General features: G+C 57.1%; 21 protein-coding genes and 2 pseudogenes. 17 read left to right on the top strand and 6 right to left on the bottom strand.

What is annotated here, in order from left to right; all coding sequences use genetic code 11:
- The first annotated feature begins 101 nt into the window (after positions 1 to 101).
- From BLU63_RS27050 to BLU63_RS26995, 12 genes are all read left to right on the top strand, one after another.
- Positions 102 to 1,028, top strand: a complete 927-nt coding sequence (locus tag BLU63_RS27050; RefSeq protein ID WP_077747832.1) for a carbohydrate ABC transporter permease — start codon at positions 102 to 104, stop codon at positions 1,026 to 1,028.
- A 10-nt stretch (positions 1,029 to 1,038) separates the two neighbouring features.
- The gene (locus BLU63_RS27045) at positions 1,039 to 1,869 is read left to right on the top strand and encodes a carbohydrate ABC transporter permease (protein ID WP_007936731.1); all 831 of its coding nucleotides are present in this window, start codon (positions 1,039 to 1,041) and stop codon (positions 1,867 to 1,869) included.
- Between the two features lie 159 nt (positions 1,870 to 2,028).
- Positions 2,029 to 3,132, top strand: coding sequence for an ABC transporter ATP-binding protein (locus tag BLU63_RS27040; RefSeq protein WP_077747830.1), 1,104 nt, complete (start codon positions 2,029 to 2,031; stop codon positions 3,130 to 3,132).
- A 15-nt stretch (positions 3,133 to 3,147) separates the two neighbouring features.
- On the top strand, positions 3,148 to 4,620 hold the full coding sequence (locus BLU63_RS27035; RefSeq protein ID WP_083376706.1) for a mannitol dehydrogenase family protein: 1,473 nt from the start codon (positions 3,148 to 3,150) through the stop codon (positions 4,618 to 4,620).
- Positions 4,621 to 4,778: 158 nt separating this feature from the next.
- On the top strand, positions 4,779 to 6,275 hold the full coding sequence (gene xylB / locus BLU63_RS27030; RefSeq protein WP_083376705.1) for a xylulokinase: 1,497 nt from the start codon (positions 4,779 to 4,781) through the stop codon (positions 6,273 to 6,275).
- 13 nt (positions 6,276 to 6,288) lie between these two features.
- On the top strand, positions 6,289 to 7,227 hold the full coding sequence (locus tag BLU63_RS27025) for a carbohydrate kinase family protein (protein ID WP_083376704.1): 939 nt from the start codon (positions 6,289 to 6,291) through the stop codon (positions 7,225 to 7,227).
- A gap of 382 nt (positions 7,228 to 7,609) precedes the next feature.
- On the top strand, positions 7,610 to 9,658 hold the full coding sequence (locus BLU63_RS27020) for a type VI secretion system Vgr family protein (protein ID WP_083376703.1): 2,049 nt from the start codon (positions 7,610 to 7,612) through the stop codon (positions 9,656 to 9,658).
- Positions 9,649 to 10,515: a DUF4123 domain-containing protein gene (locus BLU63_RS27015; RefSeq protein ID WP_010460479.1), complete on the top strand. Its 867-nt coding sequence runs from the start codon at positions 9,649 to 9,651 to the stop codon at positions 10,513 to 10,515. Before BLU63_RS27020 ends, BLU63_RS27015 begins: the two co-directional genes overlap by 10 nt.
- 29 nt (positions 10,516 to 10,544) lie before the next feature.
- Complete coding sequence (locus BLU63_RS27010) at positions 10,545 to 14,102, top strand: LysM peptidoglycan-binding domain-containing protein (RefSeq protein ID WP_083376702.1); 3,558 nt, start codon at positions 10,545 to 10,547, stop codon at positions 14,100 to 14,102.
- 15 nt (positions 14,103 to 14,117) lie between these two features.
- Positions 14,118 to 15,095 carry a tetratricopeptide repeat protein gene (locus BLU63_RS27005; protein ID WP_010460484.1) on the top strand — a complete coding sequence of 326 codons (978 nt, stop codon included), beginning with the start codon at positions 14,118 to 14,120 and terminating at the stop codon, positions 15,093 to 15,095.
- Positions 15,096 to 15,107: 12 nt separating this feature from the next.
- Positions 15,108 to 15,329 carry a hypothetical protein gene (locus BLU63_RS27000; RefSeq protein ID WP_083376701.1) on the top strand — a complete coding sequence of 74 codons (222 nt, stop codon included), beginning with the start codon at positions 15,108 to 15,110 and terminating at the stop codon, positions 15,327 to 15,329.
- A 458-nt stretch (positions 15,330 to 15,787) separates the two neighbouring features.
- The gene (locus BLU63_RS26995) at positions 15,788 to 16,294 is read left to right on the top strand and encodes a GrpB family protein (protein WP_083376700.1); all 507 of its coding nucleotides are present in this window, start codon (positions 15,788 to 15,790) and stop codon (positions 16,292 to 16,294) included.
- 27 nt (positions 16,295 to 16,321) lie between these two features.
- On the opposite strand, the pseudogene tnpC reads toward BLU63_RS26995, so the two are convergent.
- Positions 16,322 to 17,479: pseudogene (gene tnpC / locus BLU63_RS26990) on the bottom strand (IS66 family transposase); the annotation flags it as partial.
- Between the two features lie 369 nt (positions 17,480 to 17,848).
- On the opposite strand from tnpC, the gene BLU63_RS26985 reads away from it, so the two are divergent.
- Both BLU63_RS26985 and BLU63_RS26980 read left to right on the top strand, forming a co-directional pair.
- On the top strand, positions 17,849 to 18,115 hold the full coding sequence (locus BLU63_RS26985; protein ID WP_083376699.1) for a DUF2790 domain-containing protein: 267 nt from the start codon (positions 17,849 to 17,851) through the stop codon (positions 18,113 to 18,115).
- A 90-nt stretch (positions 18,116 to 18,205) separates the two neighbouring features.
- Positions 18,206 to 18,601 (top strand): hypothetical protein, encoded by a 396-nt coding sequence (locus BLU63_RS26980; protein WP_077747817.1) that lies wholly within the window; start codon positions 18,206 to 18,208, stop codon positions 18,599 to 18,601.
- Here BLU63_RS26980 and BLU63_RS26975 read toward each other — a convergent pair.
- Positions 18,598 to 18,867, bottom strand: coding sequence for a DUF1652 domain-containing protein (locus tag BLU63_RS26975; protein ID WP_083376698.1), 270 nt, complete (start codon positions 18,865 to 18,867; stop codon positions 18,598 to 18,600). The two genes, BLU63_RS26980 and BLU63_RS26975, sit on opposite strands and share 4 nt — an antisense overlap.
- 384 nt (positions 18,868 to 19,251) lie before the next feature.
- On the opposite strand from BLU63_RS26975, the gene eco reads away from it, so the two are divergent.
- Positions 19,252 to 19,734 carry a serine protease inhibitor ecotin gene (gene eco / locus BLU63_RS26970; RefSeq protein ID WP_083376697.1) on the top strand — a complete coding sequence of 161 codons (483 nt, stop codon included), beginning with the start codon at positions 19,252 to 19,254 and terminating at the stop codon, positions 19,732 to 19,734.
- Between the two features lie 27 nt (positions 19,735 to 19,761).
- Here eco and ilvA read toward each other — a convergent pair.
- Positions 19,762 to 20,763, bottom strand: a pseudogene (gene ilvA, locus BLU63_RS26965) (threonine ammonia-lyase, biosynthetic); the annotation flags it as partial.
- 249 nt (positions 20,764 to 21,012) lie between these two features.
- Between ilvA and BLU63_RS26960 the strand changes: the two are divergent.
- Complete coding sequence (locus BLU63_RS26960) at positions 21,013 to 21,348, top strand: DUF2834 domain-containing protein (RefSeq protein WP_010460504.1); 336 nt, start codon at positions 21,013 to 21,015, stop codon at positions 21,346 to 21,348.
- Positions 21,349 to 21,467: 119 nt separating this feature from the next.
- On the opposite strand, the gene BLU63_RS26955 is transcribed toward BLU63_RS26960, so the two are convergent.
- Both BLU63_RS26955 and BLU63_RS26950 read right to left on the bottom strand, forming a co-directional pair.
- Positions 21,468 to 22,391 (bottom strand): magnesium transporter CorA family protein, encoded by a 924-nt coding sequence (locus tag BLU63_RS26955; RefSeq protein ID WP_010460506.1) that lies wholly within the window; start codon positions 22,389 to 22,391, stop codon positions 21,468 to 21,470.
- Positions 22,392 to 22,398: 7 nt separating this feature from the next.
- A complete protein-coding gene (locus tag BLU63_RS26950) occupies positions 22,399 to 23,973 on the bottom strand; it encodes a RimK family protein (RefSeq protein WP_083376695.1) in 1,575 nt (524 codons plus the stop codon).
- A 92-nt stretch (positions 23,974 to 24,065) separates the two neighbouring features.
- On the opposite strand from BLU63_RS26950, the gene rimI reads away from it, so the two are divergent.
- Positions 24,066 to 25,163 carry a ribosomal protein S18-alanine N-acetyltransferase gene (gene rimI, locus BLU63_RS26945; RefSeq protein ID WP_083376694.1) on the top strand — a complete coding sequence of 366 codons (1,098 nt, stop codon included), beginning with the start codon at positions 24,066 to 24,068 and terminating at the stop codon, positions 25,161 to 25,163.
- A gap of 118 nt (positions 25,164 to 25,281) precedes the next feature.
- Here the strand turns inward: rimI and BLU63_RS26940 are convergent, their stop codons facing one another.
- Positions 25,282 to 26,433: a PQQ-dependent sugar dehydrogenase gene (locus tag BLU63_RS26940; RefSeq protein ID WP_083376693.1), complete on the bottom strand. Its 1,152-nt coding sequence runs from the start codon at positions 26,431 to 26,433 to the stop codon at positions 25,282 to 25,284.
- Positions 26,434 to 26,484 lie beyond the last annotated feature (51 nt).

Genomic DNA, 26,484 nt, shown 5'->3' with positions numbered 1-26,484 from the left:
TCAGACAGACCGCATTTTCCGGATTTACGACTGCTTCGCAGCCGAGCGGGAGCAAGCTCCCTCGCCACAGGGTCTCGCCGCATTTCGAGCAAGTGATCGCCATGAATATTTCAACTGCCAAAGCTCACATGGACATCCCCCAACCGGTGCGTAAAAGCCGATTGGCCAATCCCGGCTGGTTTCTGGTCAGCCCCTCGGTGGCGTTGTTGCTGCTGTGGATGATCGTGCCGCTGGGCATGACCGTTTACTTTTCAATGATCCGCTACAACCTTCTCTATCCCGGCGAAAACGAATTCGTCGGGCTGGAGAACTTCACCTACTTCCTGACTGACTCCGGGTTCATGCCCGGCGCCACCAACACCCTGTTGCTGGTCGGCAGCGTGCTGCTAATCAGCGTGGTACTGGGTGTGCTGATCAGTGCCTTGCTGGAGGCCAGCGAATTCCTCGGTCGCGGCATCGTGCGGGTGATGCTGATCTCGCCGTTTTTCATCATGCCCACCGTCGGCGCACTGATCTGGAAGAACCTGATTTTCCATCCGGTGTCGGGGATTCTCGCCTACGTCTGGAAGCTGTTCGGCGCACAGCCGGTGGACTGGCTGGCGCACTACCCGCTGCTGTCCATCATCATTATCGTGTCCTGGCAATGGCTGCCCTTCGCGATTCTGATCCTGATGACCGCCATGCAATCCCTCGACCAGGAACAGAAAGAAGCCGCACGTCTCGACGGGGCCGGGCCGATCGCGATTTTCTGGCACCTGACCCTGCCGCACCTGGCCCGCCCGATTGCGGTGGTGGTGATGATCGAAACCATCTTCCTGCTCTCGGTGTTCGCCGAAATCTTCACCACCACCAACGGCGGTCCCGGCTATGCCTCGACCAACCTGGCGTACCTGATCTACAACCAGGCACTGGTGCAGTTCGACGTCGGCATGGCGTCCGCCGGCGGCTTGATCGCGGTGGTGATCGCCAACATCGCGGCCATCGTGCTGGTGCGGATGATCGGCAAAAACCTGACAGACAAAGCCTGAGGCCTGCGCCATGACTCTTCAACAATCCCGCCGCCTGCAAAGCCTGCTGCTCGGCACTCTGGCCTGGGCCATCGCGATCCTGATCTTCTTCCCGATTTTCTGGATGGTGTTGACCAGTTTCAAAACCGAAATCGACGCCTTCGCCACGCCGCCGCAGTTCATCTTCACGCCGACGCTGGAGAACTACCTGCACATCAACGAGCGCAGCGATTACTTCAGCTTCGCCTGGAACTCGGTGGTGATTTCGTTCAGCGCTACGGCTCTGTGCCTGCTGATCGCGGTGCCGGCGGCCTACTCCATGGCGTTCTACGAAACCCAGCGCACCAAGGGCACGCTGCTGTGGATGCTCTCCACCAAGATGCTGCCGCCGGTGGGCGTGCTGATGCCGATCTACCTGTTGGCCAAGAGCTTCGGCCTGCTCGATACGCGCATCGCGCTGATTGTGATCTACACGCTGATCAACCTGCCGATCGTGGTCTGGATGATTTACACCTACTTCAAGGACATCCCCAAAGACATCCTCGAAGCCGCGCGCCTCGACGGTGCCACGCTTTGGCAGGAAATGGTCCGGGTGCTGCTGCCGATCGCCAAGGGAGGCCTGGCCTCCACCGTGCTGCTGTCGCTGATCCTGTGCTGGAACGAAGCGTTCTGGTCGCTAAACCTGACCTCGTCGAAAGCCGCGCCACTGACCGCGCTGATCGCGTCGTACTCCAGCCCCGAAGGCCTGTTCTGGGCCAAGTTGTCGGCGGTGTCGACCCTGGCCTGCGCGCCGATCCTGATTTTCGGCTGGATCAGCCAGAAACAATTGGTCCGCGGCCTGTCGTTTGGCGCTGTGAAATGACCTGCCGACATGCAAATCCCTGTGGGAGCGAGGCTGCTCGCGATGAGGGAGTGTCATGCAGCATTAATGCATCTGACACACCGCAATCGCGAGCAGGCTCGCTCCCACAGAAAAGCCCGCCCGGCTCAACTGAATAACAACACGTGGAGGCCCATCATCATGGCCAACCTGAAAATCAAGAATCTGCAAAAAGGCTTCGAAGGCTTTTCCATCATCAAAGGCATCGACCTGGAAGTGAACGATAAGGAATTCGTGGTCTTCGTCGGCCCGTCGGGCTGCGGCAAATCCACCCTGCTGCGCCTGATCGCCGGCTTGGAAGAAGTCAGCGGCGGCACCATTGAACTCGATGGCCGCGACATCACCGAAGTCAGTCCGGCCAAACGCGACCTGGCGATGGTGTTCCAGACCTACGCCCTGTACCCGCACATGACCGTAAAAAAGAACATGTCGTTTGCCCTTGATCTGGCCGGCGTACCAAAGGCTGAAGTCGAGAAGAAAGTCGGTGAAGCGGCGCGCATCCTCGAACTGGGGCCAATGCTTGAGCGCAAGCCCAAGCAACTCTCCGGCGGCCAGCGTCAACGTGTCGCAATCGGCCGCGCCATCGTGCGCAACCCGAAAATCTTCCTGTTCGACGAACCGCTGTCCAACCTCGACGCCGCGCTTCGCGTGCAGATGCGCCTGGAACTGTTGCGCCTGCACAAAGACCTGCAAGCGACGATGATCTACGTGACCCACGATCAGGTCGAAGCGATGACCATGGCCGACAAAGTGGTCGTCCTCAACGGCGGCAAAATCGAGCAGGTCGGCTCGCCGCTGGACTTGTACCACCAGCCAGCCAACCTGTTTGTCGCCGGGTTCCTCGGCACGCCGAAAATGGGTTTCCTCAAAGGCAAAGTCACCCGAGTCGAGAGTCAAAGCTGTGAAGTCCTGCTGGACGCCGGCACCCGCATCACCCTGCCGCTGAGCGGTGCCCAACTGAACGTCGGCGGCGCGGTGACCCTGGGCATTCGTCCGGAGCACCTCAACCTCGCGCAAACCGGCGACTGCACCTTGCAGGTCACCGCCGACGTCAGCGAACGCCTGGGCAGCGACACCTTCTGCCACGTCGTGACCGCTTCCGGCGAAGCGTTGACCATGCGCGTTCGTGGCGACCTCGCCAGCCGTTACGGCGAAGCCTTGAGCCTGCACCTGGACGCCGAACACTGCCATTTATTCGATGCCGACGGCGTGGCGCTCACCCGCCCGCTGCGTGCAGCGGCCTGATTTAGAGAGCCTGTGATGAAACTCAACCAACAGAACCTCAACCGCCTCGCGCCCGAAGTGGCCCTGCCCGCCTACGCCCTGAGCGATACGCGCCAAGGCATCGCCCACATCGGCGTCGGAGGTTTTCACCGTGCCCATCAGGCGTATTACACCGACGCCTTGATGAATACCGGAGAAGGCCTGGACTGGGCGATTTGCGGGGTCGGCCTGCGCGCCGAAGACCGTCGCGCCCGGGACGATCTGAAAGAGCAGGATTACCTCTTCACCCTGTTCGAACTGGGCGACACCGACGACACTGAAGTCCGGGTCATCGGCGCGATTCGCGACATGCTGTTGGCCGAAGACGGCGCGCAGGTGTTGATCGACAAGCTCGCCAGCCCAGAGATCCGCATCGTCTCGCTGACCATCACCGAAGGCGGTTATTGCATCGACGACAGCAACGGCGAGTTCATGGCACACCTGCCGCAAATCCAGCACGACCTGGCCAACCCGAACGCACCGAAAACCGTGTTCGGCTTCCTCTGCGCCGCGCTGGCCAAACGTCGCGCCGCCGGCACGCCGGCCTTCACCTTGATGTCCTGCGATAACCTGCCGCACAACGGCGCCGTCACCCGCAAAGCCTTGTTGGCCTTCGCCGCGTTGCGCGATGCCGATCTGCGTGACTGGATCGCCAACAGCGTGAGCTTCCCCAACGCGATGGTCGACCGCATCACGCCAATGACCAGCACCGAACACAAGCTGCAACTGCACGACAAACATGGCGTCGACGATGCCTGGCCGGTGGTCTGCGAACCCTTTGTGCAGTGGGTGCTGGAAGACAAGTTCGTCAATGGCCGTCCGGCCTGGGAAAAGGTCGGCGTGCAATTCACCGACGACGTCACACCGTATGAAGAGATGAAGATCAAACTGCTCAACGGCAGCCATCTGGCCCTGACGTATCTGGGGTTTCTGAAGGGTTATCGCTTCGTGCACGAGACCATGAATGATCCGCTGTTTGTGCGCTACATGCGTGCCTACATGGACCTGGACGTCACCCCGCAACTGTCGCCCGTGCCGGGCATTGACCTGACGGATTACAAGAACACGCTGGTGGCGCGTTTCTCCAATCAGGCCATCGCCGATCAGCTGGAGCGTGTGTGTTCGGACGGCTCGTCGAAGTTTCCCAAGTTCACCATTCCAACCATTAATCGCCTGATTGCCGATGGCCAGGAGACCAAGCGTGCCGCGCTGGTGGTGGCAGCCTGGGCGTTGTATTTGAAGGGGGTGGATGAGAATGGAGATACCTACTCGATTCCCGATCCGCGGGCGGCGTTCTGCCAGGCCTTGGTGGCCGATGATGCGTTGATGACCCAGCGGTTGCTGGAAGTTGAGGAGATCTTTGGTACGGCGATTCCCCGTTCTCCGGCGTTTGTGGCGGCGTTTGAATGGTGTTGTAACAGCTTGCGGGAGGTGGGTGTGACGCGGACGCTGGAGCGGGTGCTGGCGTAAATGCGGCGGTGACAATGCTGCCGTCTTCGCGAGCAGGCTCGCTCCCACATCGGATCGTTGTCGAACATGACTAAACATCCCCTGTGGCAGCGGGCTTACCCGCGATGACGGACTGACCGACAACCTAAATGTCGAACCTGACGATCCAAGGACCTTCGATGGCAAACCAACAATTATTCCTCGGCATTGACTGCGGCACCCAAGGCACCAAAGCCGTGATCCTGGACGCCCACACTGGCCAGGTCCTGGGCCAGGGCGCCGCTGTGCACAGCTTGATCAGCGGCGCCAACGGTCGCCGCGAGCAAGACACCGGCCAGTGGCTCGAAGCGTTCACCCTGGCCACTCGCCGTGCGTTACTCGCGGCGAAAGTCGACGGTCAGGACATCCTTGGCCTCGGCGTCTCCGGACAGCAACACGGCCTGGTATTGCTCGATGACCAAGGTCAGGTGCTGCGTCCGGCGAAGCTTTGGTGCGACACCGAATCCACCCCGGAAAATGACCGTCTCCTGGCTCAACTCGGTGGCGAAAAGGGTTCACTTGAGCGCCTGGGTGTGGTCATCGCGCCCGGCTACACCGTTTCCAAACTGCTGTGGACCAAAGAACAGCACCCGGACATTTTCGCCCGGATCGCCCACATCCTCCTGCCCCACGACTACCTGAACCATTGGCTCACCGGCCGCAGTTGCAGCGAGTACGGCGACGCGTCAGGCACCGGGTATTTCAACGTGCGGACCCGCCAATGGGATTTGCAGTTGCTGCGCGACATCGACCCGACCGGACGCCTGCAAGCCGCGTTGCCGGAGTTGATCGACGCGCATCAAGCAGTCGGCACGATCCTGCCGAGCATCGCCGAACAGCTTGGCATCAACCCGCAGGCGCTGGTCTCCAGCGGGGGCGGCGACAACATGATGGGCGCGATCGGCACCGGCAATATCAAGCCCGGCGCGATCACCATGAGCCTCGGCTCTTCGGGGACGGTGTACGCCTATGCTGACCAGCCGAAAGTCAGCCCGGATGCGTCGGTCGCCACGTTCTGCTCGTCCAGCGGTGGCTGGCTGCCGCTGATCTGCACCATGAACCTGACCAACGCCACGGGGGTCATTCGCGAGCTGTTCGCCCTTGATATCGAACACTTCAACGATTTGGTCGAGCAGGCGCCCATCGGTGCCGAAGGCGTGTGCATGCTGCCGTTCCTCAATGGCGAGCGCGTCCCCGCCCTGCCCCATGCCACCGGCAGCCTGCTGGGCTTGACCATGACCAACCTGACCCAGGCCAACCTGTGCCGCGCAGTCGTCGAAGGCACGACCTTCGGTTTGCGTTATGGACTGGACCTGCTGCGCCAGAATGGCTTACAAAGCCGCAGCATTTGCCTGATCGGCGGCGGCTCGAAAAGCCCGGTGTGGCGCCAGATCGTCGCCGACATCATGAACACCCCGGTGATCTGTACCGAGCAGAGCGAAGCGGCAGCCCTGGGCGCAGCGATTCAGGCGGCGTGGTGCAAGTCCAGAGCAAACGGCCACGAGGACAGTCTGGCGGACCTTTGCGAGCGTTGTGTAAAGCTCGATCTGGCCAGTGAAACCTTGCCGATTGCCGACAATGTGGCGGCCTGTCAGCAGGCCTATGAACGTTATCAACAACATGTCGCAACCCTTTAAAGAGCGAACAACTATGTATCTGGTGTGTGGCGAAGCGCTGTTCGATTTCTTCAGTGAAGAAGACGCCAGCGGCCTGGCTTCAAAAGTGAATTTCAAGGCAATTGCCGGCGGTTCGCCGTTCAATGTGGCGGTTGGCTTGCGGCGATTGGGCGTGGAAGCGGCGCTCTTTGCAGGACTCTCCACCGACTACCTTGGCCGACGCTTGCAGCAAGTGCTGCAGGACGAAGGTGTGCGCCCGGATTACCTGGTGGACTTCGCCGCACCGACCACACTGGCAATGGTCGCGGTCGGGGCCAATGGCTCGCCGCACTACAGCTTTCGCGGTGAAGGTTGCGCGGACCGCCAGCTCAAACCTGAGCATTTGCCTGAGCTGGGCCCGCAAGTGCGTGGTTTGCACATTGGCTCGTTCTCCCTGGTGGTGCAGCCGATTGCCGACACGCTGCTGGCGTTGGTGCAGCGGGAAAGCGGAAAACGTCTGATCAGCCTTGATCCGAATGTCCGACTCAATCCTGAACCGAATATCGACCTGTGGCGTTCGAGGATTGCGACGCTGGTTGAGTTGGCGGATCTGATCAAAGTCAGCGATGAGGATTTGAGTCTGTTGTACCCCGAGCAGGATCCGCAGCGGGTGATTGAAGGTTGGTTGCAGCATCGCTGTCAGTTGGTGTTCCTGACCCGAGGTGGTGAGGGTGCCACGGTGTTCAGCCGCACTCAGGGTTCGTGGTCAGTACCGGCGAGCTCAGTGAAAATCGCTGATACCGTGGGCGCGGGCGATACGTTCCAGGCGGCGTTGATTACCTGGTTGACCGAGCAGCAGCTGGATTCGGTTGCGGGTGTGCAATCGCTTGAGCGCGGGCAAATCGACGGAATGTTGAAGTTTGCGGTACAGGCAGCGGCGCTGACGTGCAGCAAGACCGGCCCGGATTTGCCGTATCGGCAGCAACTCAACTGACAGATCGTTCCTACGTTCCGCGTGGGAATACAGCCCGGGACGCTCCGCGTCCAAAGCGGACGCGGAGCGTCAGTGAGGCATTCCCACGCAGAGCGTAGGAGCGATCAACAGGATCATCGGCAATGGCGGCAGCAGGCTTTTATCGGTCGAAGAGGACTTTAGTCTGGAAATGACTGTTGATTCTTGGCCGCCTGGAAGTTGTGGCGCAGTGATACCCAGGAAAAGATAACTAAAAATCCCCTGCATTCATTGGCCGAAACCTTGTATCTAAGGGTTTTCCCGATAGCCCAACGCATCCACTCCTACGCCATTTGCGCCTTGAACGTGGCGGTTTAATCCTGCACCATCCGCACCAGCTTATTCAAAGGACGGAATTAAAGGCATGCTGGACGCGAACGCAACCCATATTTCCCTGACGCTGGAAGGCGTTTCCGTTGACCTGCAAGTGCTCAGCTTCGTCGGTCGCGAAACCCTCAATCAACCGTTCTGTTTCGACATCGAACTGGTCAGCGCCCGTCCCGACCTGAAACTTGAAGAGTTGCTGCACAAGCCTGGCTGCCTGACCTTCGGCGCCACCGGCAAGGGCATCATTCACGGTCTGGTCTATCGCATCGAGCAAGGCGATTCCGGCAAAAGCCTGACGCGCTACAGCATCAGCCTGGTCCCGCAACTCGCTTACCTGCGCCACAACCATGACCAGCAGATTTTCCAGCATTTAAGTGTGCCGAAGATCATCGCCCAGGTACTGGAGGCGCGCGGCATCCTGTCTGACGCTTACAGTTTCCAGCTCGGCGCGATCTACCCCGAGCGCGATTACTGCGTCCAGTACGACGAATCCGACCTGCATTTCATCCAGCGTCTGTGTGAAGAGGAAGGCATTCACTTCCACTTCCAACACAGCGCCAGCGGCCACAAACTCGTCTTCGGCGATGACCAGACGGTGTTCCGCAAACTCGCACCCGTGGCCTACCAGCAAGACTCCGGCATGGCCGCCACGAAACCGGTGATCAAGCGTTTCAACCTGCGCCTGGAAACCCGCACCTCCCGCGTCAGCCGCCGCGACTACGACTTCGAAAAACCACGCATCCTGCCCGAAGGCGCCGCCAAGAGCACTTTCGCGCCGGATCTCGAAGACTACGACTACCCCGGCCGCTTCCTGACCCGCGAGCGCGGCAAACAACTGGCCACCCGCGCGCTGGAGCGCCATCGCAGCGATTACAAACTGGCCGAAGGCAAAGGCGACGAGCCGACCCTCGTCAGCGGCCACTTCATGGCCCTGAGCGAACACCCGCGCGCCGAGTGGAACGATCTCTGGCTGCTGCTCGAAGTCGTGCACGAAGGCAAGCAGCCGCAAGTGCTCGGCAAAAACGTCACCAGCGACGTCACCCATAACAAAGACGATTTCCATCAGGGCTACCGCAACACCTTCCTCGCCACCCCGTGGGACGCGCACTTCCGCCCTGCCCTCGAACACCCGAAACCGAAAGTCCTCGGCAGCCAGACCGCCATCGTCACCGGCCCGCCCGGCGAAGAAATCCACTGCGACGAATACGGCCGCGTCAAAGTGCAATTCCACTGGGACCGCGACGGCCAGGCCAACGACACCACCAGCTGCTGGCTACGCGTCGCCACCGGCTGGGCCGGCAGTGCATACGGCGGCATCGCCATCCCGCGGGTCGGCATGGAAGTCCTCGTCACCTTCCTCGAAGGCGACCCCGACCAACCGCTGATCACCGGCTGCCTGTTCCACAAGGAAAACGTCGTCCCCTACGACCTGCCGGCGAACAAGACCCGCAGCACCTTCAAAACCCTCAGCTCGCCGGGCGGCAAGGGCTACAACGAGTTCCGCATCGAAGACAAGAAAGGCGCGGAACAGATCTACCTGCACGCCCAGCGCGACTGGGATGAAAACATCGAACACGACCAGAAAATCCGCATCGGCAATGAACGCCATGACACGGTCGAGGCCAATGTTTTCAGCGAGTTCAAGGTTGAAGAACACCGGATTACCCATCTGGACCGCAAGACTGAAGCGCGGGCGGATGATCACCTGACCGTGGCGGTGACTCAGCATGTGAAGATCGGCACAGCGCAGTTTGTCGAGGCGGGGCAGGAGATTCATTACCACGCTGGCGAGAAGGTGGTGGTTGAAGGCGGAATGGAACTGACGGCGAAAGCTGGCGGGAGTTTCGTCAAGGTTGATGCGGGGGGCGTGACGATTAGTGGGGCTGAGGTGAAGGTGAATACCGGGGGCTCGCCTGGGGTGGGTACGCCTGCTGCGCCGTTGTTGCCGGGGCCGATGAAAGCGGCGGATGCGGATGTCGCGGGCAAAGCGCCTCTCCCCAGCCGCCTCAACGAATCGGGTATTACGCCGTTGTGCGGCAAACAAAGCAACGGCGCCTGCAGCCGTAAGGATTGCACATGCATGTAACCGCCATGAACACCCTGCTGGCCGCACCTCGTTACGGATTCGAGTCGCTGCCCAGGGAACAGTCCAGTCAGGTCCTGTGTTTCATCATCGATCGCGCACGCCAACCCGAGGCGATGTCGCGTCTGTATCGCATCGGCGAACCGATGAATGCTCAAGCCTTGTACAGCAGCACTGACTTTGCGGAAATCGCCAATGACGGTCCGCTCTGGCTCACAGCACCTTGGGGCAGCCGATTGGCAGTCGAAGCCACGCGCTTGTGCGAAGAAAATCACTCGGGCATTGCCCTGGTCGCAGAAGACGCCACTCAGGCACTCGCACACGCGCGCTGGTTGCTACGAGCCAACGACGGTTCCGGCGGCCAAAGCCTGTTGAGTTATCACAAACCTAGCCTGTGGGCTGCGCTGGCCTACACCGCAGGCGACACGTCCATTCAATTGTTCGGTCCTTGGCAAGCAGTGTATAGCCCTGCCCCGAGACACTTCGGCAAAGAGCGCGGCGCGTGGCTGTCCTGGACGGCGAAGTCGGAACTGAAGTGGCGTGGCGATGGCCCGGCGTTCAACCTTCCCGACAACGCAGCAAAGATTCAAGCGCGGCTGGGGTGGTTGTACTGGGTCGATGAGCAATATGCAGCGTTCGGTAAGCCCGGTGATGACCGGATCAATGAAATTACCGAGAACCTGGACCTTTTGCTCAAAAACAACATCTACGAAGGTGATCACTTGCTCAAGCTCGCCTCCGTCGTCGACGGACCGCGGCTTGAAACACGGCCAGAAGCAATGGCCATCCTGCAATCCAGGGAAGAGTCATTCATCAAGGTTGAACAGCTGATGCAAACAGCATCCGCCAATCCCCAATGAACCCGACGCAACAACAGAACGGAAGCACCATGGAAATTACCAATCATTCAGTCAATCCTGGTGAAACGCTCAGCCAGATTGCTACTCGCTACAACACCAATGTTGCGCAACTGCGCCAGATGAATCCATTCATTACCAACCCGAGTGCGATTAAACCGGGTTGGAATCTTAGTGTTCCCAAGAGTGCTCAGGCTGAAGCGGTTGCAAAACCAGCGGCCCCTTCAACGGCAGCTTCCCAACCTGCTCCAACGGCCGAAAGTGCAAGTGCGCCTGGCCCTAAGCCCATTGACTTGGGGCCGAAAAAAGACTTTACAGAAACGTGCGCCCCCAGCTTCAAGGATCAGCCCAAGCCTTGTTCCAACACGTACGGCACCGCAATTTATGCAACTGACGAAGAAGAGTTTTGGTTACTGCCCGAGCGCGCCGCCTCCTCGATGAAGGAGGCGATGCACGCTCTGGAGAATCAAATTGCCCCGAGTAAATCCCGCGATGAGCGCCTCAAGGGATTAGATGACAGCGGATTACTGAATTACTTCCTTGAGCCAAAACTGAGTAATTTTCTCGAGGGCGAACAGCGCCAGCGAATGGAGGAGATTGAAGCTCAGGAACCGAATATCGAAATGGACCCAGGAATGGTCCTTCGCAGCCGCCAAGAAGTAAAACTCGCAAAAGAAAAGGACGCACCAAAGGCCGAAACGCCGAAAACCGATACTCAGCGCTCACGTATAGATCAGCTTCAGTCGGATATCGATACTCAGAACCGTATCCGGGATGATTACAGCGAGCTACGCAAGTTACGCAGCGAGTGGTTGGCGCTAAAAAAAACAGCTATTGCCGCCGCCGAAAAGAAGGGTCATACGTACGAGAACGGTACGTTGTTCGCTGCCGGGGCAATCGAGGCTCGCGCTCGCGTCCAAAATTACCTGGAGAAACGCAAGGCGCTGATCAGTGAAGGTGGCATCAAGCCACAGGCTCAGGAGGATATCGCCAAGCTCCTTGAAACTGACAAGAAAAAGCGTGATGAACTGCAGAAGTGTTTATACACCTGCGAAGGCGATACATACGCCTACCTGGCGTGGAAGCATGGCGAAGCCAAGTCGTTTGCCTATCACGAATACACCGACGCGATTATCAAAGTAGCGGAATACGGGATCGCCTTACCTGAGTACGCATTGATCAGTGGCGATGACATCACTACAGGTATCGAGCAGTTCAAGTTGTATCTCGATACGGAAAAACAGCAATCGGAAATCAATAACCGCTTGCGTGAAAAATACAAAAACTGGATCGAAGCGACGGGTCAAAATGCCCAGGCACCTGCCGGTCTGGTCGAAGCCGAACGTGCCGAATGGGACCGTTTGCAAGTTGTAAAACAGGGCTTACACGAAAAGGCTCAACAAAAAGTCGCTGCTGACCCTATTCGACGTCACTTATTATGGGAGCCTGAACAGTTTGAGCCTCAGCCGGTTGATCGGCTTGTCAAAGATGGCTTTCCGCTAAGAGAGGTCAGCACACTGGCTACAAGCGGCACGCCGTTGAAGTGGTTCAGTTTGCTCAACCTCAAGGGTGCGCCAAACCTTCTTGAGGAAGACTTGAAAAAAGCCGGCAAGAGCGCAAAAAAAATTCTTGAAGGCATCCCAAAAAATGGTGACGGTGGTGCAAATAAAAACAGCGCGCAGAAGGTATTTGGCCAGTGGCTGGCAAGCCAGGGCGCGCTAAAAATTGGAGATCAAGCCGGCGATTGGTTTGATACCAATGGTTGGTTCAATATCGACAAGTTTTACAGCTTCTTGCAAACCAACGGCTATAAAGTGACTCAGCTTGAGGATGCCGGTGCGCGAAAAGAATGGGGCGAGCATCTAAAGCAGGTCGTATTCAAAAAGAGTGTTCGTGGTGAAGTGAGGCTTTTCGACAAGAGCCAGCAGGCGCAGTTTGTCCGCTGCCTTGCGCCGCCGCAAAAAAAACTGCATGGCGAAGTGAAACTGGAAGGTCCCTCCTTCTCTGCCGCTGAAGGCTTCAAGACGTCGGCCAGTGCGTCACTGAGCTTTGACTTGGCTCGAGGTGAAGTGGAACTGCTTAAAATCGACATGCCGACTCGCGAAAAAGCCAAGGATGTGACGGTCGATTACTATCTCGAAGGTAATCCTCAACTTCAGACCTTGAACCTCGGCCGTATGTCCTTTCATTTCGGTGCCCGTGCGTGGGGATACGCCGGTGCGTCGCTCATGCTCGCCGGTAGTATTGAGCTGGTCCCTATAGGCGGCAATACCAAATATGGCGCGACACTCAGCCCTGTCAAACCGGCACAGCGCGAAGATACCGAAGCAAAGGCCGAACGGAAGACCCACGAAGAAACGATCAAAACCAAAGCCGACAATGGTGATACCAGCCCTACCCCAGACCTTGAATACAAGTCCAAGGCGCTCACGGCTGTCGATACCAAATCAAGTGGCCAAGTCATGTCCGGCAAGGCCGCCAACGTACAAATTGAAAATGGCATAAAGGCCAATTTCAATCTGTTCGCCGGCGTGCAAGCAGGTATCCAACTGACAGGGGCTTTGAATTGGGCTCCGCCTAAAGCATTGGCTGTATTGCGGGCAGGACCCTCCACCGGAATCAATAACAGCAAGGAGGCTACGAGCGCTAGCCAATGGCTAACGCTTGCCAACCTCAGCGGATCTTTAGGTGCTGCCTATGGCGCGGGCTTGCAGGGCAATGCTGGAGTTTCTCTGGATAAGGGTAAATTCATTCTCAATCTTAAAGCAACGGTTGTTCTTGGGCCGGGTGCAAGTGGTAGTTTCAAATTTGAGGTAGGTTACGAGGCTGTTGTAGAGCTTATCAATATTTATCGACGTGAGCTGTATAAAGCTAAAGGCGCTTCTATTAGCTGGATTACTCCAGAGGCTGCTGAACAGGCTTCTGCACTGAACATGCTCGGTGCGGTCGGGTTGGATGTTGCAATGATCTATATGATGGGCATCGACGTTATTATGAATCTATATGACGCGATGACCAGTAGTGGAAAGGGAGGGCCCATTGCAGACACTATTATTGAATATGAAAATCAAGCCGAATTGCAAAAATGGTTTATGGAAGCAACTCCCGCGGCCTTGGGCCCCCTCCTTATGACGCTCAGTTCTGAGCCGGAAGAGTTTTCAGTAATTTCAACGAACCAAGACACAAGTGAAAGTAAAAGTACCGATCGTAAGTACGTAAAACAGGAAGCACGTTTGCTCCAACAACGAGCTCTCGACAGAGTGATTTATTGGGTAGGATCAACGGCGGATGGCGCAGAAGCGTTAACCAAAGCTCAACAGCTATTTGAGGACGCTTGTAAATGCATGAACAAACTAGGCGTCGCACCTAAAGAGTCCGGGCAAGCGTATTGTGAGAATAGATACAGACTAGATAATTTTATGGCAGTTCCTGTACTTAGCATGGAACGTGCGGAAGGCGTTAAAGCTCGGGCCCGCTATAAATCAAATGTGAAGAAAATGGGTCAGCGTATAGACGCGTTCTGCAAGCTGGACTTTCGGGAAAATAGCTATATCCCGATGACCACCATGAAATATTCCGGCCCTTTATAATCGAGTCAACTAAACATGTTAAAAATGAAAAATGCCGTTTGCATTGCCTTATCAACCCTATTCTTTAGCTTTGTGGCGCAGGCAGAAGTATCGACACAGCAAGTGAAAGCAAAGGAAAAGGGTATTGAGCTTTACAATCAATTCAAAGCCATATCTGCAGTCCCCTATCTGAAGGCAGCAGCGGAAGGTGGCGATCGTGAAGCACAGTACTACTTGGGCGAAGCGTTACGCAAAAATAACAAATATATAACTCCAGAAGCTCAGAGCGCGTATGAAGCCTCTGCTCGCCAAGGTGATATATATGCAATGATAAGATTGTCTCAGCGCAATAACGATCTCTGCGTTGAGATGAACAACTGCTCAGGTGAAAAAAAATCGCCAAACGAGTGGTCCAAAAGTGCCTTAGAGGCTGCTACGAAAGAAGCTGAAAAAGGTGACGCCGAGGCTATGTATTTGATGTACCGGATAACCGGAGACGACAAATGGTTTGAAAAATCCGCAGACGGAGGTTTTGCGCTAGCGCAGTACTATCTAGCGGCGGATTACCGTGAAGGTAAAGGTTTCTTCCTGACACCTTCAAAACGCGCGGAGATGGTCGAACGCTGGATGAAGGCATCTGCGGAGGGTGGCAACCCTCAAGGTATGTTGGCGTATGCCGCGATTCAGGGTCGAAAAAAGGACTGGGAGCAATTCAGGTCGTGGAATGAAAAAGCTGCAATGACTGGATATGTCAGCGCTGTATACGGTTATGGCTCTTACTTAGCAGGACAATCGCCGGAATACGGCTTTAAGGAGGATCTAGTAACTGCCTATGCATCCATTTCCTGGGTGCTTGAACTAGACGGTGGGGGCGGCATGCGAGAATTTGCACAAGATGAACTCCCGGAAATCGCGGCAAAAATGACTGGGGAACAGATCGAAAAATCAAAAAAAACCCTGACGGAATGGAAAGCAACCCGCCCACCACTATCCTTCTTCCCTGACAAGCTATGAACGATTAACACTATGAAAGCGTATTTTTTCGTAGCCCTCTTCGCGATCGATTTGTCCTCAGAGGTTAGCGCACAATCTACTTCGGACCTGAAGTCCGCTAAAACACAAGGCATCACACTTTATAATCAGTTCAAAACAAGTTCATCAGTGCCACTCCTTGAATTAGCGGCCCAAACAGGTGATCACGAAGCCCAATATTATCTCAGCGAAGCAATTCGTAAAAAAAATATATGACTCCTGAAGCTATGAGTGCCTATGAAGCATCGGCCCTCCAAGGCGATATATACTCGATGATAAGGCTCGCAGGAGAGAAAAATGATCTCTGCGTAACTATGGGTAACTGCCCAGAAAGCCGAAAGGAACCTGGCGTTTGGGGGAAGTTGGCGTTAGATACCGCTAGCGTAGAAGCTGCGAAAGGAAACGCAGAAGCGATGTACCTAATGTTTATAGTTACCGGCGATGATAAATGGCTGGAGAAATCCGCCGAAAATGGGTACGCGTTTGCGCAGTACTTTTTAGGGGTAAGCTATCGTGAAGGGCGGGTAAGCGTCCGGCCAAGACGCCCCCTTCGAAATCACAATCAGTCGGGGCTTTCGAAACCCGTCTACCAACACAGCTGTCGCAGAGAAATTTCAAAATTTTTGAACCGAGGTTAATCTTCTACCCCTTCGACTATGACGCAAGGACAGCTGATGGCCCTCACCAGCGAAATCTCTCCATACAACCCTCAGTGGCCGCTACTTTTTACCGCCGAAAACCGCCGAATAGCGGAGGGCTTCGGTGCTGAGCTTATCGGAACTCATCATATTGGTAGCACCGCCGTTCCGGGGCTTTCTGCCAAACCGGAAATCGACATCTTGGTTGTGGTGTCGGAGCATATAAATGAGGTGGCTCGTAGCGAGTTCATGCGTACATTGGGCTATGTGCGGGGAACAGATCTTTCCGTCGGACACCACTTTTATCGTCGCGATGTTGATGGGGTGAGAACTCATAAAATACACGTGTGCGTTGCTGGTCATGGACAGATTGCACGAATGTTACGTTTCCGCGACCTGTTGAGAGAAGACAGCACTATCCGCAAGCAATACCAGGATTTGAAGCTGCGGCTCGAAGCTAACAACCGGGGAGGCATTGCTGAATATCTCGCGCATAAGGCGCCCTACATTGACGCCTTGATGAATATGCACCTAGGGGATTAAGTCCGTGTTCATATCAGTTCTCCAGAGCTAAACGGGTATCCACCGATGCGGCAGCAGCTCAGCAACCTCACTCGCCCGCTGCGTCGGCAGACGTGTGAGAACATCCTTCAAGTAAGCATACGGATCATGCCCATTGAGCCGCGCAGACTGGATCAAGCTCATGATTGCAGCCGCGCGTTTGCCACTGCGTAACGAGCCTGCAAACAACCAGTTCGAGCGTCCAATTGCCCACGGCCGAATCTGGTTCTCACACCAATTATTATCGATGGGTACGGCACCGTCATTGATATAGCGCGTCAGCGCTATCCAGCGTTTGAGGCTGTAATCCAACGCTTTGGCGATGGCCGATCCCTCAGGCACAAGCTGCCTCTGAGCGATCATCCACGTATGAAGCGCGTCGATGATCGGCGCTGCTTTGTCCTGCCGTATGCGCTGCCGGATATCCGGTTCCAGCTCGCGAGCCTCTCGCTCAACTTCGTACAAGGCTGCGATGTAATGCAGCGCTTTGTCGGCGATCTGGCTCTTGTTGGTCGCGTGCAAATCGAAGAACTTGCGGCGCGCATGCGCCATGCAGCCGATTTCCGTAACTCCCAGCTCAAAGCTTGCCTTGTAGCCAGCGAAGTCATCGCAGACCAGCTTGCCGTTCCAGTGGCCGAGGAAGTTTCGAGCGTGTTCACCAGCACGGCTCGGGCTGAAGTCGTAAACAACCGCCGCCAGCTTGGAGAACTGACTCGTGGCGTAGGCCCAGACGTAAGCGCGATGAGTTTTCTTCGCGCCAGGCATCAGCATTTGTACCGGCGTTTCGTCGGCGTGCACGACGCCGTGCGTCAGCACCGCTTCGCGCAATGCATCCACCAGCGGCTGTAGCTGCACGCCACAAGCGCCAACCCATTGCGCCAGGGTCGAACGGGCGATGGGCAACCCGGCACGTCCGAAGATTTTCTCTTGGCGATACAGCGGCAGATGGTCGGCGAACGTGGCCACCATGACGTGGGCGAGTAGGCCCGCTGTCGGTATGCCTTTGTCGATGACATGCGCCGGTACCGGCGCCTGGATCAGCGTTTCGCATTGTTCGCAGGCCCATTTCCCACGAATGTGGCGCTCGACCGTGAACACGCCGGGCGTGTAGTCGAGCTTTTCGCTGGCATCTTCGCCAATGCGTTTTAAGGCACAGCCGCCATTGCAACGCACTACGAGGACTGAGAAGTCCGAAGCGCGAATGATGGCACACAAATGTGATGGAATCAGGTGACCAAACCTGTCCGCTGATTTTGCAGCGAGCCCAACAGTAATCCCTTCAACCCATCCGGCGAAAGTCGACAAAGCGCCTGGCCTTGTAGGACCAAGCCGAAGACTTCGTAGACGCTTTCCTAGCGAATCATCCGACAGCAAAAACCTCGCGACAGGCGGCGTTCAGCCGGGTTAACCATCCGTTAACCCCGCGGTCCAAGACTTTACTGGACCGCACGCCCTCAGGTTCCTCTGACGCCCAGTGCGGCAGGTTCGACGCTCAATCCGTCGAGCTGACTCAACCTCTGCACTGGAGATCGCCCCATGAACATCCGCACGCTGCTGATGACTTCTGCCCTCGCCTGCACCGCGTTTACTGGTCTTGTGCAGGCCAATGACACGTCGTCCTCGCAAGCCACCCCCTATCACTACGGCATGCCGCTGGACATCGGCAAAGTGGTCGCGCTGACTGAGCCGAACACGCTGGAATGCAAAGTGATCACGGCCGACATGAAGTACATCGATACGTCAGGCAAGCCTGAAGAAATCAGCTACCGGAAGCTTTCTGACGCTTGCAGTTATCAGAACTGACTGAAAGGTCTGATTTTGCACTTTGCGGTACTCCTGTGAGGGATCAGGCGCTATGCTTTGGCGCCTCCCTCACTGCCGCAAGGATCCGCCATGCAGTTATCGTTTCGTATCGTGTCGACCTTCACTTCCCTCCTCTGTTTTCTGCTGGCCCTGGTCTGGGGTTTGATGCCGGATGGGTTGCTGGCGATCTGGAGTATTGAGTATTCGTCTGCGGCAGGGTTTGTCGCGCGACGCAGTGCAGTGCTGTTCGCGGCGTTGGGCGTGATGTTTTATCTGGTTCGGAACGAGGCGCCGTCGGTCACCCGCAATGCGCTGAGCACCGGGTTTACCGTGGGTTGTTTCGGCTTGGCGATACTGGGTTTTGGCGAATGGCTCAATGGCCATGCCGGGCCGGGCATATTGCTGGCGGTGATGGTCGAATCGGCGCTGGGACTGGGGTTTGTCCAGGCCCGGCGCGTGTCGGCAGAATTCGAAACTGCAGGTTAAAGCGCTTTCCTGTCGGGATGCAGTGTCTGACTCGCTTCCTGATGCTGCATCTCTGAGCGCAGGCCTGCAATCAGGTCGTTGATTTCACGGCAACCATTCAGTTTTTTGGCATTGATTCCGGTCACCATCAGATCTAGGTGATCGGTTTCACGATCGGAATACACCTTGACGGTCATCGACAGGTCCGGCGACAGCGTGCACTGACAGCGTTTCGGCAGAAAACTGCTTTCAACGATATTGCGAAGTTCCAAGGCAGAAAGAAACATGGCGACCCTCTCCTAATTGTGAGATTGCCAATTAATATCCAACGTCGGCGGTGCTGAGATCTCCCGCTTTACTTCCTTTGCGGGGTTTCTACGCCTCAACAACGGGCCGGTTTCTCGTTCCAGAGCTGACTCAATACTGTCCTGGTCAACTTAAGATCTGCTTGAGCATAAAACATGCCGCAAATTTCGCCGTGCAGCTCATCGGTAAATCAATGATTTAACGGACATGCCTGAAAATGGCCTCATGCAATCTGCAAGAAAGGGCAGTTTGAACCCTGCAATTTGCATACATTCCCGACCGGGTTTGCATTGGTGGCGGTCGGCAGTAAGAATGCGCCTGCCAATCCAGTATCCGCTGACCCTACTCACACGCAAGGAGGCATCATGGGTTCTTTGACCTGTATCAATACCGTCGGGCTGATTGTTGCCAGCCTTTCGAGCGTGGCCTGTGCGGCAAAGCTCGAAACCGTCGCGCCGTTCCCTAAACCGGAAAGCGGTTTTACCCGCCAGGTCATTCATGTAGCGCCGCAGCCACAGGAAGAAAACTTCCAGGTTGAGGTGCTGGCGGGCAAGACGCTGACGGTGGACTGCAATCGCCAACGTCTGGGCGGTATCCTTGAGGAAAAAAACCTTGAAGGCTGGGGCTACCCCTTTTACCGTCTGGAAAAAGTCATCGGCCCGATGAGCACGATGATGGCCTGCCCCGACGGCAAGAGTAAAAAGGCGTTTGTGCCGGTGGTCGGTGACGGCTTCATGCTTCGTTACAACAGCAAGTTGCCGATCGTGCTCTACGTGCCCAAGGACGTCGAAGTCCGCTATCGGATTTGGTCGGCGTCGGACAAGGTCGAGAAAGCCGTTCAAGAGTAACCGCAGCGCCCCTCCTCACGCTGAGGCGTCGCTCAACGCGGCGCGCTCGGCGACATGCCGCAGGCTGTCAAAGTTGATATTGGCGCCCGAGTCGATCGCGATCAGGGTTTGACCGCGCGCACCGGTTTGAGCGACGTACTTCTTGATGCCGGCCACCGCCAAGGCACCGGAGGGCTCGGTGATCGAGCGGGTATCGTCGTAGATATTCTTGATGGCGGCGCACAGTTCGTCGTTGCTGACGGTCAGCACTTCATCGACGCAAAACCGGCAGACTTCAAATCCATAGGCGCCAATCTGCGCGACGGCCACGCCATCGGCGAACGTGCCCACGGTGGGCAGGACGATCCGCTCGCCAGCTTGTAACGCCGCGTACAGACACGCGGAATGTTCTGATTCGACGCCGATGATGCGAACTTCCGGGCGCAGGTATTTGACATACGCCGCGATGCCGGCGATCAGCCCTCCGCCACCCACCGGGACGAAGATCGCATCCAGGGGGCCTTGTTGCTGGCGCAGGATCTCCATGGCCACGGTGCCCTGCCCGGCGATTACGTCCGGGTCATCGAAAGGTGAGACGAAGGTGCAACCGGTTTGCTCGGCGAGGCTCAGGGCGTATTCGAGGGCGAACGGAAAGCTCTCGCCGTGCAGCACGGCCTCTGCCCCCCGACTGCGCACCCCGTGCACCTTCAATGCTGGTGTTGTGCAAGGCATGACAATCGTCGCAGCGATCCCCAATTCACGCGCCGCCAACGCTACGCCTTGGGCGTGATTGCCCGCTGAAGCGGTGATCACGCCCCGAGCCTTTTGCTCATCGCTCAGTTGCACCAATTTGTTGTAAGCGCCACGGATCTTGAAGGAAAAGGTCGGTTGCAAGTCCTCACGCTTGAGCAGGATCTGATTACCCAAGGCCTCGGACAGCGCTGGCGCGGGTTGCAACGGTGTGCGCACGGCCAATTCATACACCGGCGCGGCGAGGATCTTTTTCACATAGTGCTCAAGCAAGGCCTGCTGGGCGGGGGTGCTGCTCATGGTCGTCTCCTGACATTGATCGGGGCCCAGGAGACAGAAAGTAAAAACCCGCCTCTAGGGCGGGTTGGGTGCTGCAGTCGTGAGCTAGCCCGCCAAATAAGGAATGGCGGTAATAATGCTTGGCTGGCAGCGCAATACGGTGGAAGTCATGGCTGGAAATTAGCCGGGCGTTGCGGGCAAGTCAATGGTCAATTTTCCTCGGTCTCTGTAGGCTGGCGGACATCGCTCATTGTCCCAAGGACGGAAACCATGAAGTCTGTCGCCCTGCCCCTCATTGCCTTGATCGCCTTTGCCGGCTACACCGTTTCCGTGATGTTTCAGGCGGAGCAGTCGTTGATCGACTTCGGCATCGGTTTGATGTCACGCCCGGATACTGCGCAGGTGGTGATTGATCTTTATCTGTTGGCGACACTTGCAGGCGTCTGGATGTACCAGGATGCGCGCAAGCGTGGGCAGTCGGGGTTATCGGTGATTCCGTATCTGCTGATTACGGCGGTTTTCGTGTCCGTCGGGCCGCTGTTGTACCTCGTGGTTCGGGGGCTCAAGAATCGCAGGAATTGCGGTGATGCACGCCAGCGAGTTTGATCCACAGTAGTGTTGTGTTGCGGATAGAGCCTTCGCGGGCAAGCCTCGCTCCTACATTGGAGCGTATCCCCCTGTAGGAGCGAGGCTTGCCCGCGAAGACGGCCTGACAGTCGACATCGTCATTTCGCCAGCCGCCTGAGCCCAAGCACCATCGCCCCCGCCCCAATCATCATCGCCGTCAGAAACAACGGATACGACACCCACCACGGCGTGTCCCCGGTCATCATGCTGAACTCGGACATGCCGCCAATGCTCGCAATCAGGTTCAGCGGCAAAAACACCACGTTAATTAATGTCAGCTTGCGCAGCAGATTGTTCATGCTGTTGTTCATCAGGTTGCCACGGGCGTCGATCAGCCCGGAAAACACCGTGGAGTAAATTTCCGCCTGCTTATAGCACTGGTTATTTTCGATGATCAGGTCGTCGATCAGCCCGATGGCCTCGGCGCTGAAGTGTTCCTTGGCGGCATGATTGCGCAACCGCGTCAGCACTGCGCCGTTGCTGTGAATCGCGTTGATGTAATAGATCAGGCTTTCGCTGAGGTTGAACATCTGGATCAGGTGCTGGTTCTGCATCGAGGCGTTGAATTTCTGCTGCAACTCCCGGGCAACCAGCTTGATTACCTTCAGGTGGCCCAGATAGTGATGGATGTTGTTGAACAGCAGATCGAGCAGCACATCCAGCGGCGTGTTCAACCGCTGCCGGGTGCCGAGCCCGTGCAGCGGCGCATCGTCGGTGGCGATCACCAGCAGGCGCTGTGCAGAAAACAACAGGCCACAGGACGACACTTCGAACGCCAGGCTGCCGGCACCGGAGTAATTTTCCGGGCGCTTCCAGATCAGGAACAGGTTGTCGGGATGGAACTCAATGCGCGACACCTCGTCAGGGTCCAGGGCCGAGGCCAACGCGTGCTCATCAAGCTTGAAATGGCTGTGCAACAGATCCCGTTCGGCGGCATCGGGGTTGCTGAACAGCATTACCTCGGCATCCAGTCGTTCGACGGCATGCAAGGCGCCGCCGTCCAGTTGAAAGCTTTTGATCATCGGCCGTTCACCAGGCCTGGCCGCGACGTTTCAGTTCCAGGCGACGGACGAACTCTTCCAGTACCAGCGAATACAAATCGTCCTGCAAGTACGCGTCTTCGATGCCGGCGTCCATGTTCGGGTTATCGTTGACTTCGATCACCACCACTTTGTCGCCGGACTGCTTGAGGTCCACGCCGTAGAGGCCGTCGCCGATCAGATTGGCGGTTTTCACGGCCAGCTCCACCACGGCGCGCGGCGCTTCGTGGACCGCCAGGGTGCGGCATTCGCCGTTGATGTCCTGGCCCTTGGCCTTGTGGTTGTAGATTTGCCAATGGCCCTTGGACATGAAGTATTGGCAGGCGAAGATCGGTTTGCGGTTGAGCACGCCGATACGCCAATCGTATTCGGTGTAGAAAAATTCCTGGGCCAGCAACAGCACCGAGTGTTCGAACAGTTCGGCGGTCGCTTCGAGCAAGGCTTGCTGGCTTTCGACCTTGATCACGCCCCGGGAGAAACAGCCGTCGGGGATCTTCAGCACCAAGGGAAAGCCCAGGCGCTCGCCGACCCGTTCGAAATCTTCCGGTCGTTCCTTATAGAGGATTTCGGTGGCGGGCATGCCGAGTTGATGGCTCTTGAGCAAGTCGGTCAGGTAGACCTTATTGGTGCAGCGCAGGATCGACGCCGGATCGTCCATCACCACCAACCCTTCGCTCTCGGCTTTTTTGGCAAAGCGATAGGTGTGGTTGTCAACGCTGGTGGTCTCGCGAATCAGCAGGCCGTCGTATTCGGCAATGCGTGCGTAGTCCTTGCGCTCGATCAGCTCGACATCAATGCCCAAGGTCTTACCGACGCGCACGAAATTATCCAGCGCCTTCGCATTGGAAGGAGGCAAGGCTTCCTGCGGATCATGCAGGATGGCCAGGTCATAACGGGCCAGCCGCCGTGAACGCGGCACGCGCCAGATCTTGCGACTGAAACTGTCCAGAGAGTTGGCAAATTGATCTTCCTGGTCTTCACGTAACTTATGCAACGCCCCGGACTTTATACCTTCAATGTGCCAGCCATTTGTTCGGCGAAACTCAACTAACAATATCGGACAGGGAAACACTTCAAACAACTGACGCGCCAGATCCTGCAAGGGTTCTATATTGGTTTTGCCGAAGTACAACGTCAGGGTAAAGCCTTCGGTGTCGCTGTAAAGATGGTTGCTGAGGGCTTTTTCCAGGGGTTTATCCAGGTCATCAAGGGCCAGGCCGTACAACGACTTCTTGGTCAGCTCACTGATGGTGCGCACCGACGGAATGACCTTGTGCCCCCGCGCTTCGGCCAGCAACGAGCAGTAATAACCGTGGCCCAGGTACTTGTAGCTGCGGCACAGGTTGATCACCTGGACCCGCTTGCCCTGTTCGTTGTCCCGCGTCTGCTCGAGGTATTCCTGAGCGCTGACAATGTCCTCGCTGGGGAAATACGAGGCCCAGTCTTCCTTGCGTTCGACGATGATAATCAACTGACTTGAAGTTCTGCCTGCATCATTTAAATAAGTTGCTGTCGGCAAAGTTTGCTCGGATACTTCGCGCCAATGACCTTGTACCGCTGACATAGTGATTGATCCGTTGGAGAACAAGACCTTTCCTATTAAGCACGAACTTTTTCGAAAGTCCCGTTTCGTTACGTAACTTTTACGGCGGTCATATGAACACTGTCTTTCGCTTGGCGGTAGTTGAAGACTTACCCGCGCTGCTGGAACTCGAACAGCAATGTTTCACCACGGACCGGCTCAACAGTCGCAGCTTTCTGTGGATGATCACTCGAGCGCACGGGCAGTTGTTGGTGGCCCAGCATGGCGAGCAATTGGTCGGCTATGCGGTGGTGCTGTTTCACCGAGGCACCTCGCTGGCGCGGCTTTACTCGATTGCGATCGCGACCGAGGCCCGCGGCAGCGGACTGGGCAAGCAGTTGCTCAAACGCATCGAATCCTGCGCCCTTGAACATGATTGCGCCTACTTGCGCCTTGAAGTGCGGATCGACAACCCGGCGGCGATTGTCTTGTATGAGCGCAATGGTTACCGGCGTTTCGCGCTGATCCATGATTATTACCAGGACCATGCCGATGCGCTGCGCCTGGAAAAACGCATTCTTGAGCACTGCGATTCGCGCAACATCAAGGTCCCGTGGTACCGGCAGACCACCGATTTCACCTGCGGCCCGGCTTGCCTGCTGATGGCCATGGGCGCGCTGCAAGGTGAGCGTTGGCTGGAACGCCGCGAGGAACTGCAAATCTGGCGCGAGGCGACGACGGTGTTCATGACCTCAGGTCACGGCGGCTGCAGCCCTCAAGGCTTGGCGCTGGCGGCCTGGCGTCGGGGTTTTCGGGTGCGGCTGCAACTGAGCATGGCGGGACCGTTGTTCCTCGATGGCGTGCGCGATGAGCATAAAAAAGACGTAATGCGTTTGGTCCACGAGGAGTTCACCACGCAGTTGGAAGAAACCGATGTGGAGCGTGTGATTGGTGGATCGCTGGACCTTCCACGTTTACTCAACGATGGCGGACAACCGCTGGTGCTGATCAGCAGCTATCGGCTGACCCGCTCCAAGGCGCCGCATTGGGTGATCGTCACCGATTGCGATGACGAATTTGTCTACCTGCACGACCCGGATGTGGACCACAGCCAACATCGCCAACCGATGGACTGCCAGCATTTGCCGGTCAGCCACGGTGAGTTCGACAAGATGTGCAGTTTTGGCCGGGGCAAGCTTCGGGCGGCGGTGATTATCTACTGCCGAAAATAGACCTGTGGCGAGGGAGCTTGCTCCCGCTGGGTGCAAAGCGCCCCATTCAAGCGACTGCTCCGCAGTCGGACGGGAGCAAGCTCCCTCGCCACCAAACCTCCAGAGAGGTCGAATCGGGTTACTTCAGGCCTACCTTGTACAGCCCGCCGTCGTCCTCATCGGTCAGCACATACAAGTAGCCGTCCGGCCCCTGTCGCACATCGCGGATGCGCTTGTTGAGTTCGCCGAGCAAGCGCTCTTCGTGAACCACTTTGTCGCCATCGACCTGCAAGCGGATCAGCTCCTGGCTCACCAGCGCACCGATGAACACGTTGTGCTGCCAGGCCTTGAAGCGATCAGCGTCGTAGAACGCCATGCCACTGAGGCCGGGGGATTTTTCCCAGACATGGTGCGGCGCCACGGCGCCTTCTGCGGTCTTGCCCTCGGCTTCCGGGATTGGTTGTCCGGAATAGTTGATGCCGTGGGTCGCCAGCGGCCAGCCGTAATTCTTGCCGCGTTCGATGATGTTGATTTCATCACCGCCGCGGGGGCCATGCTCGTTTTCCCAGAGCACGCCAGTCCATGGATTGAGCGCTGCGCCTTGCGGATTGCGTTGGCCATAGGACCAGATTTCCGGGCGTACGCCCGACTGCCCGACAAAGGGGTTGTCGTCCGGCACCTTGCCGTCCGGGTAGATTCGCACGACCTTGCCTTGCAGCTTGTCGAGGTCCTGAGCGGTCGGCCGATCGTTGTTTTCGCCCAAGGTGATGAACAGGTAGCCGTCGCGATCAAACACCAATCGAGAGCCGAAGTGGTTGCCGACCGACAGCTTCGGCTCCTGGCGGAAAATCACTTTGAAGTCCTTGAGGGTTTTCAGGTCCTCGGACAACTGGCCTCGCCCGACCGCCGTACCGGCCTTGTCGCCCGCACCACCGCCCTCGGCGTAAGACAGATAAACCGTCCGGTCCTGCTTGAAGTCGGGCGACAGCACCACGTCCAGCAAGCCGCCCTGCCCCTTGGCCCAGACCTTTGGCACCCCATTGATCGGTGCCGAGAGCTTGCCATCGTAATCCACCACTCGCAGGTTGCCGGGCCGTTCGGTGACCAGCATGCCCCTGCGATCGGGCAGGAACGCCAGAGCCCACGGATGTTCCAGGCCCTTCGCAACTTGCCAGACCTCAAGGGTGCCTTGTTCGCTTTTCATCTCCTGGGGCGGTGCCGCAAGAACGGGTGCCGTGGCGGTGATCAGTACGCTGGCGCAGAAGGTGGCCAAGAGGGTTTTACGCAACATGCACGATTCCTTTTGTCGTTCGAATAGCTGGCAAGAACGCTGTCCTGCCGT

Source organism: Pseudomonas mandelii (assembly GCF_900106065.1).
GTDB classification, from domain to species: domain Bacteria; phylum Pseudomonadota; class Gammaproteobacteria; order Pseudomonadales; family Pseudomonadaceae; genus Aquipseudomonas; species Aquipseudomonas mandelii.
This window is presented reverse-complemented; position numbering and strand designations above follow the sequence as displayed.

Bases quoted from the DNA above. Each gene is read 5' to 3' on its own strand.
- BLU63_RS27050 (WP_077747832.1), top strand. From the start codon at position 102: ATGAATATTTCAACTGCCAAAGCTCACATGGACATCCCCCAACCGGTG.
- BLU63_RS27045 (WP_007936731.1), top strand. From the start codon at position 1,039: ATGACTCTTCAACAATCCCGCCGCCTGCAAAGCCTGCTGCTCGGCACT.
- BLU63_RS27040 (WP_077747830.1), top strand. From the start codon at position 2,029: ATGGCCAACCTGAAAATCAAGAATCTGCAAAAAGGCTTCGAAGGCTTT.
- BLU63_RS27035 (WP_083376706.1), top strand. From the start codon at position 3,148: ATGAAACTCAACCAACAGAACCTCAACCGCCTCGCGCCCGAAGTGGCC.
- xylB (WP_083376705.1), top strand. From the start codon at position 4,779: ATGGCAAACCAACAATTATTCCTCGGCATTGACTGCGGCACCCAAGGC.
- BLU63_RS27025 (WP_083376704.1), top strand. From the start codon at position 6,289: ATGTATCTGGTGTGTGGCGAAGCGCTGTTCGATTTCTTCAGTGAAGAA.
- BLU63_RS27020 (WP_083376703.1), top strand. From the start codon at position 7,610: ATGCTGGACGCGAACGCAACCCATATTTCCCTGACGCTGGAAGGCGTT.
- BLU63_RS27015 (WP_010460479.1), top strand. From the start codon at position 9,649: ATGCATGTAACCGCCATGAACACCCTGCTGGCCGCACCTCGTTACGGA.
- BLU63_RS27010 (WP_083376702.1), top strand. From the start codon at position 10,545: ATGGAAATTACCAATCATTCAGTCAATCCTGGTGAAACGCTCAGCCAG.
- BLU63_RS27005 (WP_010460484.1), top strand. From the start codon at position 14,118: ATGTTAAAAATGAAAAATGCCGTTTGCATTGCCTTATCAACCCTATTC.
- BLU63_RS27000 (WP_083376701.1), top strand. From the start codon at position 15,108: ATGAAAGCGTATTTTTTCGTAGCCCTCTTCGCGATCGATTTGTCCTCA.
- BLU63_RS26995 (WP_083376700.1), top strand. From the start codon at position 15,788: ATGGCCCTCACCAGCGAAATCTCTCCATACAACCCTCAGTGGCCGCTA.
- BLU63_RS26985 (WP_083376699.1), top strand. From the start codon at position 17,849: ATGAACATCCGCACGCTGCTGATGACTTCTGCCCTCGCCTGCACCGCG.
- BLU63_RS26980 (WP_077747817.1), top strand. From the start codon at position 18,206: ATGCAGTTATCGTTTCGTATCGTGTCGACCTTCACTTCCCTCCTCTGT.
- BLU63_RS26975 (WP_083376698.1), bottom strand. From the start codon at position 18,867: ATGTTTCTTTCTGCCTTGGAACTTCGCAATATCGTTGAAAGCAGTTTT.
- eco (WP_083376697.1), top strand. From the start codon at position 19,252: ATGGGTTCTTTGACCTGTATCAATACCGTCGGGCTGATTGTTGCCAGC.
- BLU63_RS26960 (WP_010460504.1), top strand. From the start codon at position 21,013: ATGAAGTCTGTCGCCCTGCCCCTCATTGCCTTGATCGCCTTTGCCGGC.
- BLU63_RS26955 (WP_010460506.1), bottom strand. From the start codon at position 22,391: ATGATCAAAAGCTTTCAACTGGACGGCGGCGCCTTGCATGCCGTCGAA.
- BLU63_RS26950 (WP_083376695.1), bottom strand. From the start codon at position 23,973: ATGTCAGCGGTACAAGGTCATTGGCGCGAAGTATCCGAGCAAACTTTG.
- rimI (WP_083376694.1), top strand. From the start codon at position 24,066: ATGAACACTGTCTTTCGCTTGGCGGTAGTTGAAGACTTACCCGCGCTG.
- BLU63_RS26940 (WP_083376693.1), bottom strand. From the start codon at position 26,433: ATGTTGCGTAAAACCCTCTTGGCCACCTTCTGCGCCAGCGTACTGATC.